A 17,029-nucleotide genomic window follows, 5' to 3' on the forward strand; every position below is an offset into this window, starting at 1 on the left:
CGGATCAAATCGGCCTGTGATGGCTCTTTCATGCGGATTGCGACGTCCGCCTCACGCATCGGCAAATCAAGCACGCGTTCCTCAAGCATCAAATCAATCTTTAGCTCGGGGTATTTTTCGTACAACAGGTGCAAACGCGGTGCGAGCCACAGCGTCCCAAATCCTGTGGCGGTGGTCACGCGCAACTCGCCATAAACCTCTTCCTCAGAGTCGCGTATGCGAGCGGATGCCGCATCAAGGCGTTTGTTCATGGCGCGGGTCGCCTCGAACAGCAATTCGCCCTGTTCAGTCAAAATCAATCCGCGTGCATGGCGGTGAAACAATGTTGTGGATAGTGATTCTTCCAAGGCGCGAATTTGGCGCGACACAGCGGACTGACTCAAATGCAAGGTGTCCCCTGCATGTGTCAGTGATCCTGCATCCGCAACTGCGTGGAAAATACGTAACTTATCCCAATCCATCGGCATCTCTCTTTGGTCTGCTTAGCTCAAAAACATCACTCGCACATAGCATAGCGTTGGTGTGGTGCAAGGCGACAAGGGTATTCGACCGTCGAAACCAAGGGCGATTAATACACCTGCTTCTTTTATAAGCTTTTTATGGCGAAAGCGTAAGCGGTGGATTAAAGTCTATCCACGCACAGGGTAAGAGGGTGTGAACATGTCGATAACGAAAGCCTACGGATAAATGGCTGGTCAATCGCCACTATCGGCGCGTCAGGTTGCGCGTGACATTACGTATGCCAGTTCGGCCAAAACCCGTTCGGGGCGGACGCTTATTCGCCTGATGGAGAATGCCACCGGTCGGTTGCGCCTGATCCGCCGCGCTGCGGGGTACGGTGCGGATGTCGAAGAGGGGCGCGATTTTTGGCAGGTGATGGTTGATCGCTACGGGCTTGAGCTGGATGTTGTGGGGGGCGCACTTGCCAATATTCCGGCCACGGGTCCGTTAATTGTCGTGGCAAATCATCCTTATGGTATTTTGGACGGGTTAATGATGGGGCATATCCTGTCAGTGACGCGTGGCGATTTTCGCATTTTGGCGCACCGTGTGTTCAAGCGGGCTGAGGATCTCGACCGCGTGATCCTGCCTGTGTCGTTTGAGGAGACCAAGGAGGCCGTGGCGCTCAATCTAGAAACGCGCAAGGACGCGTTGCGCTATCTTGGTGAGGGTGGGTGTATTGGAATTTTCCCAGGTGGCACCGTGTCGACGGCGGCGCGCCCGTTGGGCCAGCCGATGGATCCAAGCTGGCGCGCGTTTACCGCCAAGATGATTGCCCGATCTGATGCCACCGTGGTGCCGATCTATTTCGATGGGGCCAATTCTCGGCTGTTCCAATTGGCGAGCCATTTGCACAACACGTTGCGCATGGGGCTGTTGATCCGTGAATTTCGCGCACGCATGGGGGCGCCTGTTCGGGTGGTCGTGGGCGAACCGATTGCGCGTGAAAAATTGGAGCCATACTTGCGCGATCCTAAAAAGATGATGGATTTTCTGCGCCGTGAGACCTATTCACTATCCCCAACACCTGTGGCAAATTTCGATCACGGGTATGAGTTCGAAGTCAAACATGGGGCCAAGCCCCGAAAAGGTCTAAAGGACCGGTATTAAAAATGGCAGTAGGCGTTTTTGACAGTGGATTGGGCGGTTTAACCGTTCTGGATGCGGCGACCAAGCGGTTGCCTGATGTACCGTTCGTGTATTTTGGCGACAACGCCCACGCGCCCTACGGTGTGCGCAGTGCGGATGATGTCTACGATCTGACCACAGCGGCCGTCGAGCGGCTGTGGGAGGCGGGCTGTGATCTGGTGATTCTAGCCTGCAACACGGCCTCCGCGGCGGCCTTGCGGCGGATGCAGGAAAGCTGGATTCCCAAAGACAAGCGCGTCCTTGGCGTGTTTGTGCCCCTGATTGAGGCTCTAACAGAGCGCGAATGGGGTGATAATTCGCCACCGCGCGAAGTGGATGTGAAACATGTGGCCCTGTTTGCGACCCCCGCCACGGTGGCGAGCCGTGCGTTTCAGCGCGAATTGGCGTTTCGTGCGATCGGCGTTGATGTCGAGGCACAGGCCTGCGGCGGTGTCGTCGATGCAATTGAGGACGGCGATATGATTTTGGCCGATGCGTTGGTGCGTAGCCATGTCGATGCGCTCAAACGTAAGTTGCCCAATCCCGATGCGGCGATCCTCGGGTGCACGCACTACCCGATGATGGAGAAAGAGTTTCAAGAGGCGCTTGGCCCCGATGTTAAAGTGTTCTCACAGGCCAACCTCGTGGCGGATAGTCTTGCCGATTATCTGAAACGTCATCCAGCGATGATCGGGGCAGGAACAGAGACGATGTTTCTGACCACGGGCGATCCGGTTAAAGTGTCACGCGGAGCCACACAGTTCCTCAAACGCAAAGTTGAATTTGTCAAAGCCTGACCCAGGTCACCACCGCGCGGCGGGATGCCGACCATGCGCGTTTTGCCGCAATTGTAGTTTGACTGCACTGCCTCTAAATTAAAAACCGACCCTAAAATATGGGCGGCCCGGTTTGATGAAAGACAATAGTATGACCCATAAAATCGCCATTCTCGGGGCTTCAGGCTACACGGGTGCGGAACTTGTCCGTCTGATTGCAACGCATCCGTCGATGGAGATTGTAGCGTTGTCGGGCGACCGGAAAGCGGGCATGGAGATGGCGCAGGTCTATCCGCACCTGCGTCACATGGACTTGCCCGCGTTGTGCAAAATCGAGGACATAGATTTTTCGGATGTGGATTTGGCGTTTTGCGCCTTGCCCCACGCCACATCGCAAGCGGTGATCAAAGACGTGCCAAGCACGACCAAAGTCGTTGATTTGTCTGCCGATTTTCGCCTGCGTGATCCAGAAACCTATAAAAAGTGGTACGGCAAAGAGCATTCCGCGCCCGAGTTGCAAAAAGAAGCGGTGTACGGCCTGACCGAATTCTACCGCGATCAGATCAAAGACGCGCGTCTTGTCGCGGGCACGGGGTGCAATGCCGCAACGGGCCAGTTTATCTTGCGCCCCTTGATTGCGGCGGGTGTGATTGATCTCGACACTATTATTCTTGATCTCAAGGTGGCCGTGTCGGGTGCGGGCCGTGCGCTCAAGGAACATTTGCTGTTTGGTGAGTTGGAAGACAACGCCTTTGGCTATGCCGTCGGGGGGCAACATCGTCATTTGGGCGAGTTTGACCAAGAGTTTTCCGCCATTGCAGGCCGTGATGTGCGCATTCAATTCACCCCACATCTGATCCCCGCCACACGAGGCATTCTCGCCACCGCCTATGTGAGTGGCGAGGCTGGTGCGGTGCACTATGCCCTTGCCAATGCGTACAAAGACGAGCCGTTTATCAAGGTGCTGCCAACGGGCGAAGCGCCGAACATGAAGCATGTGCGCGGATCGAATTTTTGCCACATCGGCGTTGTGGCCGACCGTATCGAGGGGCGTTGTATTGTGATTGGCACGCTCGACAATCTCACCAAAGGCTCATCGGGGCAGGCGATCCAAAACGCCAATCTGATGCTTGGCCTTGAGGAAACGGCGGGTCTGATGAACGCGCCGATGTTCCCGTAACTGTGTTCCCGAAATACTAGGAGATCCACCATGGCTGGCATGAAGAACCTTAAAAAGACGCGCCGCATTCAAATCATCGCTATTTTGACGGTGGTTTTGGTAATTGCGGTAGGCATGATCGGCTATGGTTTCAAGGATGGGATCAACCTGTTTCGCTCGCCGACCCAAGTGGTCGAAGAGCCGCCGCGCAAAGGTGAGATTTTCCGCATCGGCGGTCTGGTCGAAGAGGGTAGTATCGTGCGTGGCATCGGAACCGAGGTGACGTTTTCGGTGACGGATGTGACCAACACGATCCCCGTGCGATTTGAGGGGGTCTTGCCCGATCTGTTCACCGAAAATCAGGGGATGATCGGGACAGGCAGCCTACAAGACGGGGTGTTCATAGCGACCGAAATTCTGGCAAAGCATGACGAGACTTATATGCCCAAGGAAGTTGTTGATGCCCTGAAAGAGCAAGGGGTCTATCAAGAGCCGGAAAGTTAACGTCTACAGCGCCTTGCGACATATGAGTTAACGGATTTAGAAACGCCGCCGACCGCTAGGGTTCGGCGGCGTTAACTTTTTTGCGGCAGCCTTGGAGACCATCGCACAGGTGGAATTTGAGGCACATGAAAACAGTTCAAAACATCGCAGACGAGATCATTGCCCGCGAAGGCGGGTACGTGAATGACCCACATGATCCGGGGGGCGCTACAAAATACGGGGTTACCATTGGCACCTTGCGCCGCCTTGGTGTGGATGTCGACGGGGACGGCACGGTAAGTGTCAGTGACGTGCGCAAACTTAGCCGTGATCAGGCGCGCGATATTTTTGTGACCCACTATTTTAACGGGCCTCGCATCGACGAGTTGCCACCCGTTTTGCACGCCAGTGTGTTCGACATGTATGTCAATGCGGGCGCCAATGCGGTGCGCGTGTTGCAACGGCTTTTGGGCGATATGGGGATCACGTTGGCGGTCGATGGCGTCATCGGGCCGCAAACGATTGAGGCCGCGTATATCGCGCAATCACTCGCGCCACATCACCTCGTTGATGCTTACGGCATTGCGCGGCGAAATTACTACTATTCGCTCGCGGATCGACGTCCTTCGTCGCGCAAATACGCCAAGCGCCGTGATGGTGGTAAGGGGGGGTGGATCGTGCGCGCGGAGGCGTTCATCTCAACGCGGTATCATTTGAGCCGTGCCGAGCATGACACGCGGGTGGCGGCATGGGAATAATCGATAAGCTTTTGGGCGTGTTGTTTGGCGAGGGGCGCAATGTTGTGCGCGAAACCGCTGAAATATTTTTGGAGAACCGTGAAAACTCTGGCGCGCGCGATGCGGAGTTTCGCAGCTCCGCATTAGAACAATTTGCCCGCGAATTTGCATTGGAACGTAAGGGCGGGTTTGACCGGTTCATGGACGGTCTCAACCGCGTACCGCGCCCGTTGATGGCTTTTGGGACCATCGGGTTGTGCGTGGCGGCGATGGTTGATCCTGTGTGGTTCGCGGCGCGGATGCAAGGAATTGCCCTTGTTCCCGAACCGTTGTGGTGGCTGTTCGGCGCAATTGTCAGCTTTTACTTTGGCGCGCGCTATCAGGTCAAAAGTCAGGATTTCCAACGCTCCGTTGTCGCCACAATGGCTCAAGCGCCCGTGGTGACAGCCAATATCGCCGCTCTCAATGCCTTGGCCGCGGGATCACGTGGCCTGCCTCCCGCGTCCGCAGGGAGCGAACAGGATAATCCTGCGCTCATGGCATGGAGGCAGGCGGATGATGAGTGATGCATTGATCACCGCATTGGCGGACAACGGACCTTGGGCCTTAATGGTTTTCTACCTTCTTTACAGAGACTTGCAAAAGGATCAGGCAACGCGGTCGGTTCTAGACAAGAACACGCAGATCTTGGTCGAGATGACCACAATGATCCGCGAACGCCTTCCCAGAGAGAGGTGAGCTATGCGTGATATAGTGTTGCGCTACTGGCGGGCTTTGAGGGCCAAATGGAGCGAATACGGCGTGCGCGCCGCGTTCAATCGAAATGCGCGCGCCGCGGATGCATTGGACGCCGCCGTCAAGGAGATGTTGAAGCAATGAAACCGATCATAGCTCTATTTACTCTTATTTTGATGACCGCGCTCATCGGGGCGCATAGCCTTGGGTTCGCGGCAATGCTGCAAGTGGCGTATGGCGCCATTTGCGTCATGGCTCTGTTGATTTCGGCTACGTTTTTTTGGTTATGGCACGAACGCGCCACACCTCTGGCACTTGGTATGTCGCTGTCTTGGGCGGGGACGGGGCTTACCATCGGGTGGTGGTGGCTCATGCGGGTTTTGAACGATCCGGCTTGGGGGGTGGAGGCCGCGTTGCTATTTGTGTTTTTATCCCTGCTGATCTGCGGGGCGGTGGTGCATTTCGCTGTGATCCAAGGCTCGTTTGGATTGCGGGGGATTGCATTCATGTGGCCGGTTCTTGGCGCGTTCACCATGTCAATTTGCGTCCTGTTGATTTTCTGACAGGGATCCGGAGAGTCGCATTTTTAGCAATGTGTGCGCTCCAAATTGGTTTGTTGCGCCGTCCTGCGACACCAACGCGCACCATTCGCGCGCGAAACCTGATCATTTCTTTGCGACATGACGGCGCAGCCCATTGGCGTATGTGCCGTGAGCGGGTAAACATATGCGCAAAGGGAGACACGTATATGCTCGTAGAACTTGGACATTTCGCACTGATTTTGGCGTTTTTTGTCGCGATCGCTCAGACGGTTTTGCCGCTCTGGGGCGCGCACACGGGACGGCGCGCATTTATGGCGGTGGGGGAACCCGCGGCGGTCGTGCAATTGGCGCTCATCGCTTTCTCGTTCGGTGCGTTGACCTACGCGTTTGTGACGTCGGATTTCTCGCTCAAACTGGTGGTCGAGAATTCCCATACGCTCAAGCCCATGCTCTACAAAGTGTCGGGTGTTTGGGGCAACCATGAAGGATCCATGTTGCTTTGGATTTTGATTGTGGCTCTGTTTGGCGGCGCAGCGGCGCTGTTCGGCTCCAACCTACCCGTTACATTGCGCGCACGCGTGCTTGGCATTCAAGGCTCCATTGGTGTGGCGTTTCTCGCGTTTATCTTATTCACATCGAACCCGTTTTTGCGTCTGCAATTTCCGCCGATGAATGGCGATGATCTTAATCCGTTGCTGCAAGATCCCGGTTTGGCGTTCCACCCGCCGTTCCTGTATTTGGGCTATGTGGGTCTTTCCATGACCTTTTCGTTTGCTGTTGCGGCCCTTCTTGAGGGGCGTGTCGATGCGGCGTGGGGGCGTTGGGTGCGTCCGTGGACCTTGGCCGCGTGGGTCTTTTTGACCATCGGCATCGGCCTTGGCTCTTGGTGGGCCTATTATGAGCTCGGTTGGGGCGGCTTTTGGTTTTGGGATCCCGTTGAAAACGCGTCCTTTATGCCATGGCTGTTTGCAGCCGCCTTGCTCCACTCGGCCGTTGTGGTCGAAAAACGCGAAAGCCTGAAAGCGTGGACGATCCTCTTGGCAATTCTGGCCTTTGGATTTTCACTCATCGGTACGTTCCTTGTGCGGTCTGGCGTGATTACCTCGGTCCACGCCTTCGCCAATGATCCCGAACGCGGTGTGTTTATCTTGCTCATCCTTGCCATCTTTATGGGCGGCTCGTTGGTTCTGTTTTCCATGCGTGCCTCCGCCATGACGGCCAAAGGTGTGTTCTCAATGGTCAGTCGCGAAACCGCGTTATTGACCAATAATATCTTGTTGGCCGTGGCCGCATTCGTGGTCTTTATCGGCACCATCTGGCCGCTCGTGGCCGAAGCATTTTGGGACCGTAAACTGTCCGTGGGCGCACCCTTCTTTGATGCGGCCTTTACGCCGTTCTTTACCATTTTGGCCTTTATCTTGCCCGTTGGCGCGATGATGGCGTGGAAGCGGGCGCGCCTTGGGGCAACGCTCAAAAAACTGATCCCGTCGATGGTCCTTGCGTTGGCTGTGTTTGGCCTGATTTGGTCCATTCAAACCCAAAAGACATTGCTTGGTCCCATTGGTTTGGCCCTTGGAATGTGGTTGATCGCGGGCGCTTGTCAGGACCTTCTTGCCAAAACGGGTAAGGCGCGCGATCTGTCGCGGTTGTTTCGACTACCGCGTGCGGATTGGGGGCGTTTGTTTGCCCATGGCGGCCTCGGCGTGACCATTGCGGGGATCGCCGGTCTGACTGCATGGTCGGTCGAGGACATTCGCGTGGTCAACATTGGCGAGACCTTTGAGGTGTCGGGCTACACGATTTCACTGGATCAAGTCGAACGCAAACAAGGGCCGAACTACATCACGACCATGGCGTCGATGTCAGTGTTTGCGGGCGACAAAAAAGTGGCCACGCTATACCCCGAGAAACGCAACTATCCCGTCCAACAAATGCCTACGACCGAGGCGGGAATCGACAACGGGTTCTTGCGCGATGTCTATCTTGTCATCGGGGATGTACAGGCCAATGGTGGATGGGCTGTGCGCACATATATCAAGCCGCTCGCAAACTGGATTTGGGGTGGCACGATCATTATGTCATTTGGCGGCTTTTTGAGCCTGACCGATCGTCGATACCGTGTAGCCGCGGGCGCACGTCGTCGCAAAGACGCGGCAAAAGTAGCGACTGCGGGAGTGCCCGCAGAATGAAACACCTCATCCTCGTTCTCGCCCTTTTGACGCTTTCAACTCCTGCGGTGGCGGTGCAACCCGACGAAGTGTTGGCAGATAGCGCAATGGAAGAGCGCGCCCGTGAGATTTCAAAGGAGCTGCGCTGTTTGGTGTGTCGCAATGAAAACATTGACGAAAGCAACGCTGAATTGGCCAAAGATCTAAGGCTTTTGGTCCGTGAACGCCTCGTTGAGGGCGACAGCAATGTCGAGGTGGTGGACTATGTGGTCGACCGCTACGGCGAATATGTATTGCTCAAACCGACGCTGACGGGGTCAAACAAGCTGTTGTGGATTGCGGGGCCGCTTATGCTTTTGGCCGCCTTCGGGGGCGCGATCGGGTTTGTGCGGCGGCGTCAAAACGAGGCCGAAACGGTAGAGTTAACATCGGATGAGCAAGCCCGCCTCGATGCAATTATGAACGACTAATTGCGGCGCATTTCAGAGGCCGGGCGTGTCCTTTGCGCGCCCACTGCAGATTAAAGCAGGTTGTTTTGAAATAAAACGTCTCGTGACGGCGCGTTCCTCTTTCCTCTGTCGCGCGGATACCTATCTTGGAGGTAACCCGTGACCGAGGGAAGGGACCACGCATGCACTATGAAACCATTACCGTTAACGTCCGTGATGATGTTGCCGTTCTCACGTTGAATCGCCCCGATGTGCGCAACGCGCTCAACACACAGATGCGCGCAGAAATTACCCACGCCGTACGCGATGCGCCGAAATCCGCACGTGTTTTGGTCATTACAGGGGCCGGTGGTGCCTTTTGCTCGGGTCAGGATCTTGGGGACGGCGTCAATGCCGGAACCGCTGATCTGGAACGCACATTGCGCGACGAATACGAGCCGATGATGTATGCGATCCATGACTGCCCGATCCCGACAATTGCCGCTGTGGGCGGTGCTGCCGCCGGAGCGGGGGCCTCCTTGGCACTGGCGTGTGATGTGACGATTGCAACCGAAAGTGCAATTTTCCTACAGGCGTTTTCGCGTATTGGCCTGATCCCTGATGCAGGTGGAACCTACTTTTTGCCGCGCCAGATCGGTTTGGCGCGCGCCATTGGGGCGACACTCTTTGCTGATGAAATTCCCGCCAATAAGGCGGCGCAATGGGGGATGATCTACGAAAGCGTTGAGGATGATAAGTTTGCGAGCCATTGGATGGCGCGTGCGCAATATCTGGCGAGTGGGCCAACGGTGACCTACCGCCATCTCAAAGAGGCCATGCACGCCTCCTATGACAACACGCTCAAGCAACAAATGGGCCTAGAGGCCAAGTTGCAAAATGCCTGCGGTCAGACACGCGATTTCAAAGAGGGCGTGATGGCGTTCCTCGAAAAACGCAAACCCGCATACGAGGGACGCTAGTCTCACGCGGGCGTTTTGCCGTCTTGTGCTTTGGCCTTTCGCCCGGGCGCAAGGCGTGAAATGGCTTGTGCGAGAGCGGCCTCTTCGGGTCCAAATAACGGACGCTCGGGTTCTTGTGGCATGTCTGTGTCAAAGTGCACGCCGTAGCGGGATTCTAGGCGCGCATTGCTGTCTTTGAATGTCGCCAAAAGTGTTGCGCGCAATGTGCTCCCGAGGGCCGTTTTGAGTCTGTCGTGTTTGAATGCCTTGACCAGTTTGACCTTGTTGTATTTGACCCCTTGCCGGTTGAGTAGGGCCAAGAGGGCGGCGCAGTTCATGGACGGGCTGACGTTCACGCGCGCCTCATCTCCAACCGCGATATCCACTCCCAATGCCGTGAAAAAGCTTGGGGCGAGCGCAGTTTTCACAGCGTCGAATGAGATGGCCTTAACCGTTCCGATCTGGCTCCACGCATCCAACAGAGCCGTGTAATCAAGGCGGCTTTGGATGTCGCGCGCTGTTGCAAATTTGCGAATGGAGCGGCCCTCACGGCGCGCTTCGCCGCAATATTGGTTCCACAGGCTTTCGACATAGCGGTCTTGGCGGCGCAAATAGCATATGATTGTGGTGTCAAACGGGGCGGCAAAGGCCGCGATCCGCGCGAGAGCCGCCGGACCACATTCGGACAAGACCTCATCACTGAGCATAAGTGTAGGATGCCCTGAGGCGTCAAAATCCGCGAGAATTGCATTTTGTTCGCGCGCCCATTTTTGCGGGCCACGTTGAAGGGCATAGCTAAGACTGGCGTGGCGCGGAGCATCGGCGCGCGGCGCGCGCGCAGGCTCGCCCCAATGAATGCCAGATGATGCCAAGGCGGCGCGGTGCGCATAGGCGGTGTGTTGAAGGGAGGTTGATCCGGTCTTTGAGGTGCCGATGTGCAAAATCAATTTACGGGTCATATGCGCGGTCCCTGTTAAACACTGCGGCGAAACACTTCGCAGAAACAAAACGATACCGCCATGATGGCACAGATCGTACAAAAAAACCCGCCCAGTGATGGGCGGGTTCAATCATAATAGTGTGACGCGCTTATTTGCGGTCTTCGACGTTCGTATAGGCGCGCTGATGCTCACCTGTATAAAGCTGACGCGGACGACCAATTTTCAAAGCCGGATCCTCAATCATTTCTTTCCACTGCGAAATCCAGCCGATGGTGCGCGAGAGCGCAAAGATTGGCGTGAACATCGAGGTTGGGAAGCCCATGGCCTCCAAGATGATGCCCGAATAGAAATCGACGTTCGGGAACAGCTTTTTCTCCGCGAAGTACGGATCGGCCAGTGCGGCTTTCTCCAGTTCCTTGGCAACCTGAAGGGTCGGGTTATTGTCAACGCCAAGCAATTCGAGCACTTCGTCTGCGGATTGTTTGAGCACGGTCGCACGCGGGTCGATGTTTTTGTAGACGCGGTGGCCAAAGCCCATCAGGCGGAACGGATCGTTCTTGTCCTTGGCGCGTGCGATGTATTCGGGAATGCGGTCCACTGTGCCGATTTCGCGTAGCATCTCAAGACAGGCTTGGTTTGCGCCGCCGTGTGCCGGACCCCAAAGGCATGCAATGCCAGCGGCAATACAGGCGAACGGGTTGGCACCCGACGATGAGGCAAGGCGCACGGTCGATGTCGATGCGTTTTGCTCGTGATCGGCGTGCAGCGTAAAGATACGGTCCATTGCGCGGGCAAGGATCGGGTTCACTTCGTACTCTTCGGCAGGGACCGAGAAACACATGCGCAGGAAGTTCGATGCGTAATCAAGATCATTGCGCGGATAAACCATAGGCTGACCGATGGTGTATTTATACGCGGCTGCCGCAATCGTTGGCATTTTAGCGATCAGACGAATGGTCGCCACTTCGCGCTGCCACGGATCGGAGATGTCGATACTATCGTGGTAGAATGCAGACATCGCGCCCACAACGGCAACCATGATGGCCATCGGGTGTGCATCACGACGGAAACCGGAGAAGAATTTGTGCATCTGCTCGTGGATCATCGTGTGATTGGTCACGCGGCTTTCAAAATCTTCCATCTGAGCGGCGGTTGGCAACTCACCATAAAGCAGCAGGTAACACACTTCGAGGTAATGGGATTTTTCGGCCAGCTCTCCGATGGTGTAGCCACGGTGTAAAAGCACACCTGCGCCGCCATCAATATAGGTGATCGAGCTGTCGCATGCTGCGGTGGATGTGAAACCTGGATCGTATGTAAATACGCCTGCTTCACTGTACAGCTTGCGAATATCAAGGACGTCCGGACCTTCGGTCGGGGAGTATACGGGAAGCTCGTAAGAGGTGCCGTCAAGCGTCAGGGTTGCTGTCTTCTTGGTATCTGCCATCGTCATTCCTTCGGTTGGCAACGGCGCTCCCGTGGGGGCCGTTGGTGGTCTGGCGGACGTCTGACGCGTGCGGCTAAGCGATCGCGTACATCAAGCGCCGTCTTGGGCATTAAAGCGGCGAACCGCTTCGGCATCTGTGCATGGATCCTTTTGCCTGTTGAGGGTTTAAGGATCTGCGGTTGCCAGAGCGTTAACCGCTTTGGCTGAAATTTATGTGACCCTGATCACCTACGCACGAAAAATCCGACACGCGGATCGAGCACAGGGGGAGAGACGGGTCTGTTAACCAAGAATCACGCCCACGAGGGGCGCGATGCGGTTGATGTCATGCGCTCGGGCACTTGGCGGTAAAGTCCGCGATCCGGGCGAGGCTCTCCTCTCGCCCCAAAACGAGCATCATGTCGAGAACACTAGGGGTCACGGCACGTCCTGCGAGGGCTGGGCGCAGGGGGCCGGCGACCTTACCAAAACCGATCTCGCGGGCTTCGCAGACCGCATTGATCGCACCTTCAAGCGCCTCGCGATCCCAGCTACCACTTTGCAGGTGCGGCGTCAATTCTTTCAGTATACCGTTGGATACATCGGTAAGCTGATTTTGCGCCTTCTCATCAAGCTCAAGGGGCCGCTGTGTGAGTGCAAAATGTGCTTTTTCAATGAGTTGCGGATATGTTTTCGACGCGCCCTTGACGTGGGGGAGTGCTGCCGCCAGTTTGGTTATTTGTTCCGCTGTCAGGGCGGGGTGTTTCGCAGCCGCGAGATAACCCTCAACTTCGCCTAAAATGTCATCATCGTCCATGACGGCGATATGTTGCCCGCAAATGTTTTCCAGTTTCTTGGTGTCAAAGCGCGCGGGCGATTTGTTGACGCCGTCCAGATCAAACCACTCTTTGGCTTGCGCATCGGAAAAGAACTCATCGTCGCCGTGGCTCCAGCCCAATCGGGCCAAATAGTTGCGCATCCCAGATGAGGGATAGCCCATAGCTTGATACTCTTTGACGCCGGTTGCACCATGGCGCTTGGACATCTTTTTGCCGTCTGGTCCAAAGATCAGCGGGATATGGGCGTAGACAGGGAGCGGCCATCCCATTGCCGTGTAGATCGGAATCTGACGAGCCGCATTGTTCAGGTGATCGTCGCCGCGAATGACGTGGGTGACGCCCATATCGTGATCATCGACCACAACGGCTAGCATATAGGTCGGAGTGCCATCAGACCGCAGCACGATCATATCGTCCAATTGATCATTGCGGATGGTCACATCGCCCTGCACCTGATCATGAATGACCGTCACACCCTCACGCGGGGCTTTGACACGCACCGAAAATGGCGCATCGGGGTGTTGAGAGGCATCGGCATCGCGCCATGGCGACTGATAGAGCGTGCTTGCACTGTTCGCGCGGGCCTCTTCGCGAAAGGCTTCGATCTCGTCTTGAGTCGCAAAACACTTATACGCCGCACCTGAGGCAAGCATGGCCTCGGCTACCTCTTTGTGACGGGATGCGCGCGCGAACTGGCTTATCGCTTCGCCATCATAGTCAAGCCCGAGCCAGTCCATGCCGTCCAAGATCCCTTGTGTCGCCTCGGGGGTTGAGCGCGCGCGGTCTGTATCCTCAATGCGCAACAAAAATTTGCCGCCGCGCGCCCGCGCATAGAGCCAGTTGAACAGGGCCGTTCGGGCGGTGCCGATGTGCATGTCGCCCGTGGGAGAGGGGGCGATGCGGGTTACGACAGGCGTTGCAGGGGCGTTGGAAGCTGCGCTCATAGGTTCTAACCCTTTGGTAACTAAGTTTTCGGATGGTGCGTTGGCGCAGAGTTACGCGACCATGAAAGGGGACACAAGGGTGCGCCCATGGCGACGACACAGGGTAAGGCACTGGGACTGGGCAAAGTTTGCCCTGTCTTGTCGTCTCTCGCTGGACGGTCAACGCGGCGCCTTATTTGTTTGGGCCCCCGTTTTGATTGGCATCGGTATCGGTGTTTATTTCGCCTTACCCGTCGAGCCATCGCCGCAAGTCTATGCAATAACAGTGGCATGTACGCTCATTTTGCTAACCGTGTCGCGGCTCACACGCGGGGACAGGGCCGCGATTGGTCTGGCTCTTTGCCTGTGTCTGGCGGGGTTTCTTGCGATCGGTCTGCGCGGTCATCTGCGCACAGCCCCTGTGATCCCCTTTCGCTACTACGGTCCCGTTGAGGGGCGGGTTGTGATGATAGATCGCTCGGCATCGGGGGCAGAGCGTTTGACCCTTGATCATGTGGTGTTGCGCGATATGTCGCCCGACCATGTCCCCGCGCGCGTTCGTATTTCCCTACACGGGCCCAAAACCTTTCCCATAGAGCCCGGTCAATGGCTTGGCCTGACCGCACATGTGTCGCCGCCCTCGGGACCGGCCGAGCCACACGGGTTTGATTTTCAACGCATGGCGTGGTTCGACCGTCTGGGTGGCGTAGGTTACAGTCGTGCCCCTGTGATGCGGGTGGCACAGACGGATCGCAGCGCGAGTGTGGCGTTGCACCGGATGCGGCAATCGCTTGCGCATCGCATTCGACGCCAGATGTCGGGACAAGAGGGCGCATTTGCAGCCGCGATTCTCACAGGCGACCGCTCCGCAATTTCGCCGCAAACCGACGAGGCCTTGCGCGGATCGAACCTATCGCACCTTTTGGCCATTTCCGGCTTGCATATGGGGCTATTGACGGGGGCGGTGTTCGGCGCAATCCGTTTGATCCTTATGGCGCTCTTGCGCGAGCACCGATCCGTACCCGCCAAAAAGGTCGCGGCGCTCTTTGCGCTCATGGCGGGCGCGGTCTACCTCGCTCTATCGGGGTGGAATGTCGCCACGGAGCGCGCATTCATTATGGTGTCTGCCATGTTTGTTGCCGTGCTTTTGGATCGCCGCGCGCTCTCGATGCGGGCGGTCGCACTAGCGGCCACGATCATACTGGTTCTACGCCCCGAGGTGCTCACCGAGCCAGGATTTCAGATGTCATTTGCGGCGACAACATCGCTGGTGTTCGCCTTTTCGGCCATCAGAGGTGTGGCGTGGTTCGCCCGTATGCCCAAGCCGGTGCGTATTGTCGCGGCCGTGGCGCTATCGTCCGTTGTGGCCGGATTGGCCACGGCACCGGTGGCGGCCGCGCATTTCAACCGGATTGCGGATTACGGCCTGATTGCAAATTTGATCTCTGTGCCGTTGATGGGGCTTGTGATTATGCCGATGGCTGTTTTGGCGCTGGCCCTTGCGCTACTGGGATTGGAGGCGGTCGCGTTCGCCGTTATGTCGCCCGCGATCGCGTGGATTTTGGGCGTGGCCTCTACGGTTTCGGCGTGGGAGGGCGCGGTGTCACATGTACCAACGCCGCCCGACGCAGTTTTGCCATTGATGGCGATTGGTGGATTGTTCGTCATGTTGTGGCGCGGGCGAGCGCGTGTAATCGGGGTGGCGCCGCTGTGTGCCGCATGTGTCCTTTGGCTCAGTGCGCCGCGACCTGATCTTTTGATCTCCGAGGACGGCGGGTTGGTGGGGATCATGAGCACGCAGGGGCGAGTCTTAAGTAAGCCCAAGGGGGCGGAATTTGCCGCGCGGACGTGGCTCGAAAATGATGGCGATCATGCGGATCAGATCGAGGCCGCCGCGCGTCCGTCTGCGCCGTTGCGCATTGGATCGTTGAGCGTGGCACATGTGACAGGGCGCGGATGGCAAGAGCGTGTTGAGGCGGCTTGTGCCACCCATGATATCGTAATTGTGTCTCAAAAAGTGCAAAAACCCCCAAATAGTGCCTGTGAAATGTTCGATTTGTCTAAGTTGGAGCAAACAGGAGCCGTGGCGTTTTACCTACGAGAGGGGAGTGTTGTGACGCAAACCACGCGCGATGTGGTGGGGCAACGCCTATGGAATACGCCGGAACATCGCACGCCGAGCTCCACCAAAAAGGCCGCACCAAACGGCGCGGCCAGTGAGGCAGTCATAGTGGGAAATGCACCTGTTCAGTAGCTGCGGATCAGGCCTACAAGTTTTCCCTGCACCTCAACCTGATCGGCAGGCAGAATTCGGGTTTCATAGGCGGTATTTGCCGCCTCCAACGCAACGCGGTCACCCATTTTGCGAAAGGTTTTGAGGGTTGTCTCGTAGCCGTCGACCATAGCGACAACGATATCACCATCACGCACCGCAGATGTCTCTTGGATCACCACGATATCGCCGGAGTTGATCCCCGCATCAATCATAGAGTCACCTTTGACCTCAAGGGCGTAATGATTGCCATGACCCGATAGCATCATCGACGGAACAGAGACGCCTCGGTCGTGATCTTGCACGGCTTCAATCGGAACGCCTGCGGCTATTTTGCCCATCATTGGTAGGCTCACGGCGTCGACAGAGACATCCATTGCGGCGGCAGGGGGTGGTGAATTTGGGCGATCACCATCAATCACGCGCGGCGTGAACCCTGCAACGGTTGGCGCGGTAGGTTCGCCCCCCAATGCCTCGGGGAGTTTTACGATTTCAATCGCCCGTGCGCGATGTGCAAGACGGCGAATAAACCCACGTTCCTCAAGAGCGGTGATCAGGCGATGGATGCCCGATTTAGAGCGTAGATCCAACGCCTCTTTCATCTCGTCAAAAGAGGGTGGGACGCCATCCTTGCGCATCCGTGTGTCGATGAACTCCAAGAGTTGCATTTGTTTCTTTGTCAGCATCTGCGCGCTCCCGTTTTGGTGGGCAAAAGGGTCTACAAACGACCCATGTTCTGACTATGTTCTACTCGTGTTCTCCAATTGTGTCAACAACTGTGTCGCGATCACTCTGGTCTCGCTGTCATCGCGCGGCGCAGGGCGCTAAATCTTGATATACTCAACCTGATCGCCCGCGCGCGCGGCGGGCGCGTGTGGTGCGCGTACGATGAGGGCGTTTGCGCGTGACAAGATGGACATCAGCGAGCTGTCTTGACGCGCGAACGGCTCAATGCCTGTCGGGGTCAGGTGCGCGCGCATGTAATGTTCGCGCGGACCATTGGCCTCAAGAT

17 protein-coding genes and 1 pseudogene are annotated in these 17,029 nt (G+C 56.7%); 12 read left to right on the forward strand and 6 right to left on the reverse strand.

All coding sequences use genetic code 11. From position 1 onward, the window contains the following. The coding region (locus ACTG34_RS11070; protein ID WP_439104968.1) for a LysR family transcriptional regulator at positions 1 to 461 on the reverse strand (461 nt) is incomplete at its 3' end. A gap of 226 nt (positions 462 to 687) precedes the next feature. Between ACTG34_RS11070 and ACTG34_RS11075 the strand changes: the two genes are divergently transcribed. From ACTG34_RS11075 to ACTG34_RS11125, 11 genes are all read left to right on the forward strand, one after another. Then, positions 688 to 1,611, forward strand: coding sequence for a lysophospholipid acyltransferase family protein (locus ACTG34_RS11075; protein ID WP_439104969.1), 924 nt, complete (start codon positions 688 to 690; stop codon positions 1,609 to 1,611). 2 nt (positions 1,612 to 1,613) lie between these two features. Then, the gene (gene murI / locus ACTG34_RS11080) at positions 1,614 to 2,426 is read left to right on the forward strand and encodes a glutamate racemase (RefSeq protein WP_439104970.1); all 813 of its coding nucleotides are present in this window, start codon (positions 1,614 to 1,616) and stop codon (positions 2,424 to 2,426) included. 130 nt (positions 2,427 to 2,556) lie between these two features. Further along, positions 2,557 to 3,585: an N-acetyl-gamma-glutamyl-phosphate reductase gene (argC, locus tag ACTG34_RS11085; RefSeq protein ID WP_439104971.1), complete on the forward strand. Its 1,029-nt coding sequence runs from the start codon at positions 2,557 to 2,559 to the stop codon at positions 3,583 to 3,585. A gap of 39 nt (positions 3,586 to 3,624) precedes the next feature. Next, entirely contained in the window at positions 3,625 to 4,068 is a 444-nt protein-coding gene (ccmE, locus tag ACTG34_RS11090) for a cytochrome c maturation protein CcmE (protein WP_439104984.1), read from the forward strand. Between the two features lie 125 nt (positions 4,069 to 4,193). Beyond that, entirely contained in the window at positions 4,194 to 4,805 is a 612-nt protein-coding gene (locus ACTG34_RS11095; protein WP_439104972.1) for a holin-associated N-acetylmuramidase, read from the forward strand. After that, positions 4,796 to 5,350: a holin family protein gene (locus tag ACTG34_RS11100; protein WP_439104973.1), complete on the forward strand. Its 555-nt coding sequence runs from the start codon at positions 4,796 to 4,798 to the stop codon at positions 5,348 to 5,350. The genes ACTG34_RS11095 and ACTG34_RS11100 overlap by 10 nt, the downstream gene beginning before the upstream one ends. Before the next feature lie 175 nt (positions 5,351 to 5,525). After that, a complete protein-coding gene (locus ACTG34_RS11105; protein WP_439104974.1) occupies positions 5,526 to 5,663 on the forward strand; it encodes a hypothetical protein in 138 nt (45 codons plus the stop codon). Further along, positions 5,660 to 6,082: a hypothetical protein gene (locus ACTG34_RS11110; RefSeq protein ID WP_439104975.1), complete on the forward strand. Its 423-nt coding sequence runs from the start codon at positions 5,660 to 5,662 to the stop codon at positions 6,080 to 6,082. The genes ACTG34_RS11105 and ACTG34_RS11110 overlap by 4 nt, the downstream gene beginning before the upstream one ends. Positions 6,083 to 6,267: 185 nt before the next feature. Then, positions 6,268 to 8,250 (forward strand): heme lyase CcmF/NrfE family subunit, encoded by a 1,983-nt coding sequence (locus tag ACTG34_RS11115; RefSeq protein ID WP_439104976.1) that lies wholly within the window; start codon positions 6,268 to 6,270, stop codon positions 8,248 to 8,250. Next, positions 8,247 to 8,699, forward strand: coding sequence for a cytochrome c-type biogenesis protein (locus ACTG34_RS11120; protein ID WP_439104977.1), 453 nt, complete (start codon positions 8,247 to 8,249; stop codon positions 8,697 to 8,699). The genes ACTG34_RS11115 and ACTG34_RS11120 overlap by 4 nt, the downstream gene beginning before the upstream one ends. 161 nt (positions 8,700 to 8,860) lie before the next feature. Next, entirely contained in the window at positions 8,861 to 9,637 is a 777-nt protein-coding gene (locus tag ACTG34_RS11125; RefSeq protein WP_439104978.1) for an enoyl-CoA hydratase-related protein, read from the forward strand. A 2-nt stretch (positions 9,638 to 9,639) separates the two neighbouring features. Here ACTG34_RS11125 and ACTG34_RS11130 read toward each other — a convergent pair whose 3' ends face one another. From ACTG34_RS11130 to gltX, 3 genes are all read right to left on the reverse strand, one after another. Next, the gene (locus ACTG34_RS11130; RefSeq protein WP_439104979.1) at positions 9,640 to 10,575 is read right to left on the reverse strand and encodes a hypothetical protein; all 936 of its coding nucleotides are present in this window, start codon (positions 10,573 to 10,575) and stop codon (positions 9,640 to 9,642) included. 130 nt (positions 10,576 to 10,705) lie between these two features. Further along, on the reverse strand, positions 10,706 to 12,004 hold the full coding sequence (gene gltA, locus ACTG34_RS11135; RefSeq protein ID WP_439104980.1) for a citrate synthase: 1,299 nt from the start codon (positions 12,002 to 12,004) through the stop codon (positions 10,706 to 10,708). 325 nt (positions 12,005 to 12,329) lie between these two features. After that, entirely contained in the window at positions 12,330 to 13,766 is a 1,437-nt protein-coding gene (gene gltX / locus ACTG34_RS11140; protein WP_439104981.1) for a glutamate--tRNA ligase, read from the reverse strand. Between the two features lie 193 nt (positions 13,767 to 13,959). On the opposite strand from gltX, the gene ACTG34_RS11145 reads away from it, so the two are divergent. Then, complete coding sequence (locus tag ACTG34_RS11145) at positions 13,960 to 15,999, forward strand: ComEC/Rec2 family competence protein (protein WP_439104982.1); 2,040 nt, start codon at positions 13,960 to 13,962, stop codon at positions 15,997 to 15,999. Here the strand turns inward: ACTG34_RS11145 and lexA are convergent. Both lexA and ACTG34_RS11155 read right to left on the reverse strand, forming a co-directional pair. Then, a complete protein-coding gene (gene lexA, locus ACTG34_RS11150) occupies positions 15,993 to 16,703 on the reverse strand; it encodes a transcriptional repressor LexA (RefSeq protein WP_439104983.1) in 711 nt (236 codons plus the stop codon). The genes ACTG34_RS11145 and lexA overlap by 7 nt on opposite strands. Before the next feature lie 138 nt (positions 16,704 to 16,841). Continuing rightward, positions 16,842 to 17,029: pseudogene (locus ACTG34_RS11155) on the reverse strand (molybdopterin molybdenumtransferase MoeA); the annotation flags it as partial.

It is taken from the genome of Celeribacter marinus (assembly GCF_965656515.1).
Taxonomy (GTDB): domain Bacteria; phylum Pseudomonadota; class Alphaproteobacteria; order Rhodobacterales; family Rhodobacteraceae; genus Celeribacter; species Celeribacter marinus_D.

Bases quoted from the DNA above. Each gene is read 5' to 3' on its own strand.
- ACTG34_RS11110 (WP_439104975.1), top strand. From the start codon at position 5,660: ATGAAACCGATCATAGCTCTATTTACTCTTATTTTGATGACCGCGCTC.
- ACTG34_RS11105 (WP_439104974.1), top strand. From the start codon at position 5,526: ATGCGTGATATAGTGTTGCGCTACTGGCGGGCTTTGAGGGCCAAATGG.
- ccmE (WP_439104984.1), top strand. From the start codon at position 3,625: ATGAAGAACCTTAAAAAGACGCGCCGCATTCAAATCATCGCTATTTTG.
- murI (WP_439104970.1), top strand. From the start codon at position 1,614: ATGGCAGTAGGCGTTTTTGACAGTGGATTGGGCGGTTTAACCGTTCTG.
- ACTG34_RS11125 (WP_439104978.1), top strand. From the start codon at position 8,861: ATGCACTATGAAACCATTACCGTTAACGTCCGTGATGATGTTGCCGTT.
- ACTG34_RS11115 (WP_439104976.1), top strand. From the start codon at position 6,268: ATGCTCGTAGAACTTGGACATTTCGCACTGATTTTGGCGTTTTTTGTC.
- ACTG34_RS11130 (WP_439104979.1), bottom strand. From the start codon at position 10,575: ATGACCCGTAAATTGATTTTGCACATCGGCACCTCAAAGACCGGATCA.
- ACTG34_RS11095 (WP_439104972.1), top strand. From the start codon at position 4,194: ATGAAAACAGTTCAAAACATCGCAGACGAGATCATTGCCCGCGAAGGC.
- ACTG34_RS11075 (WP_439104969.1), top strand. From the start codon at position 688: ATGGCTGGTCAATCGCCACTATCGGCGCGTCAGGTTGCGCGTGACATT.
- lexA (WP_439104983.1), bottom strand. From the start codon at position 16,703: ATGCTGACAAAGAAACAAATGCAACTCTTGGAGTTCATCGACACACGG.
- ACTG34_RS11120 (WP_439104977.1), top strand. From the start codon at position 8,247: ATGAAACACCTCATCCTCGTTCTCGCCCTTTTGACGCTTTCAACTCCT.
- gltA (WP_439104980.1), bottom strand. From the start codon at position 12,004: ATGGCAGATACCAAGAAGACAGCAACCCTGACGCTTGACGGCACCTCT.
- argC (WP_439104971.1), top strand. From the start codon at position 2,557: ATGACCCATAAAATCGCCATTCTCGGGGCTTCAGGCTACACGGGTGCG.
- ACTG34_RS11100 (WP_439104973.1), top strand. From the start codon at position 4,796: ATGGGAATAATCGATAAGCTTTTGGGCGTGTTGTTTGGCGAGGGGCGC.
- gltX (WP_439104981.1), bottom strand. From the start codon at position 13,766: ATGAGCGCAGCTTCCAACGCCCCTGCAACGCCTGTCGTAACCCGCATC.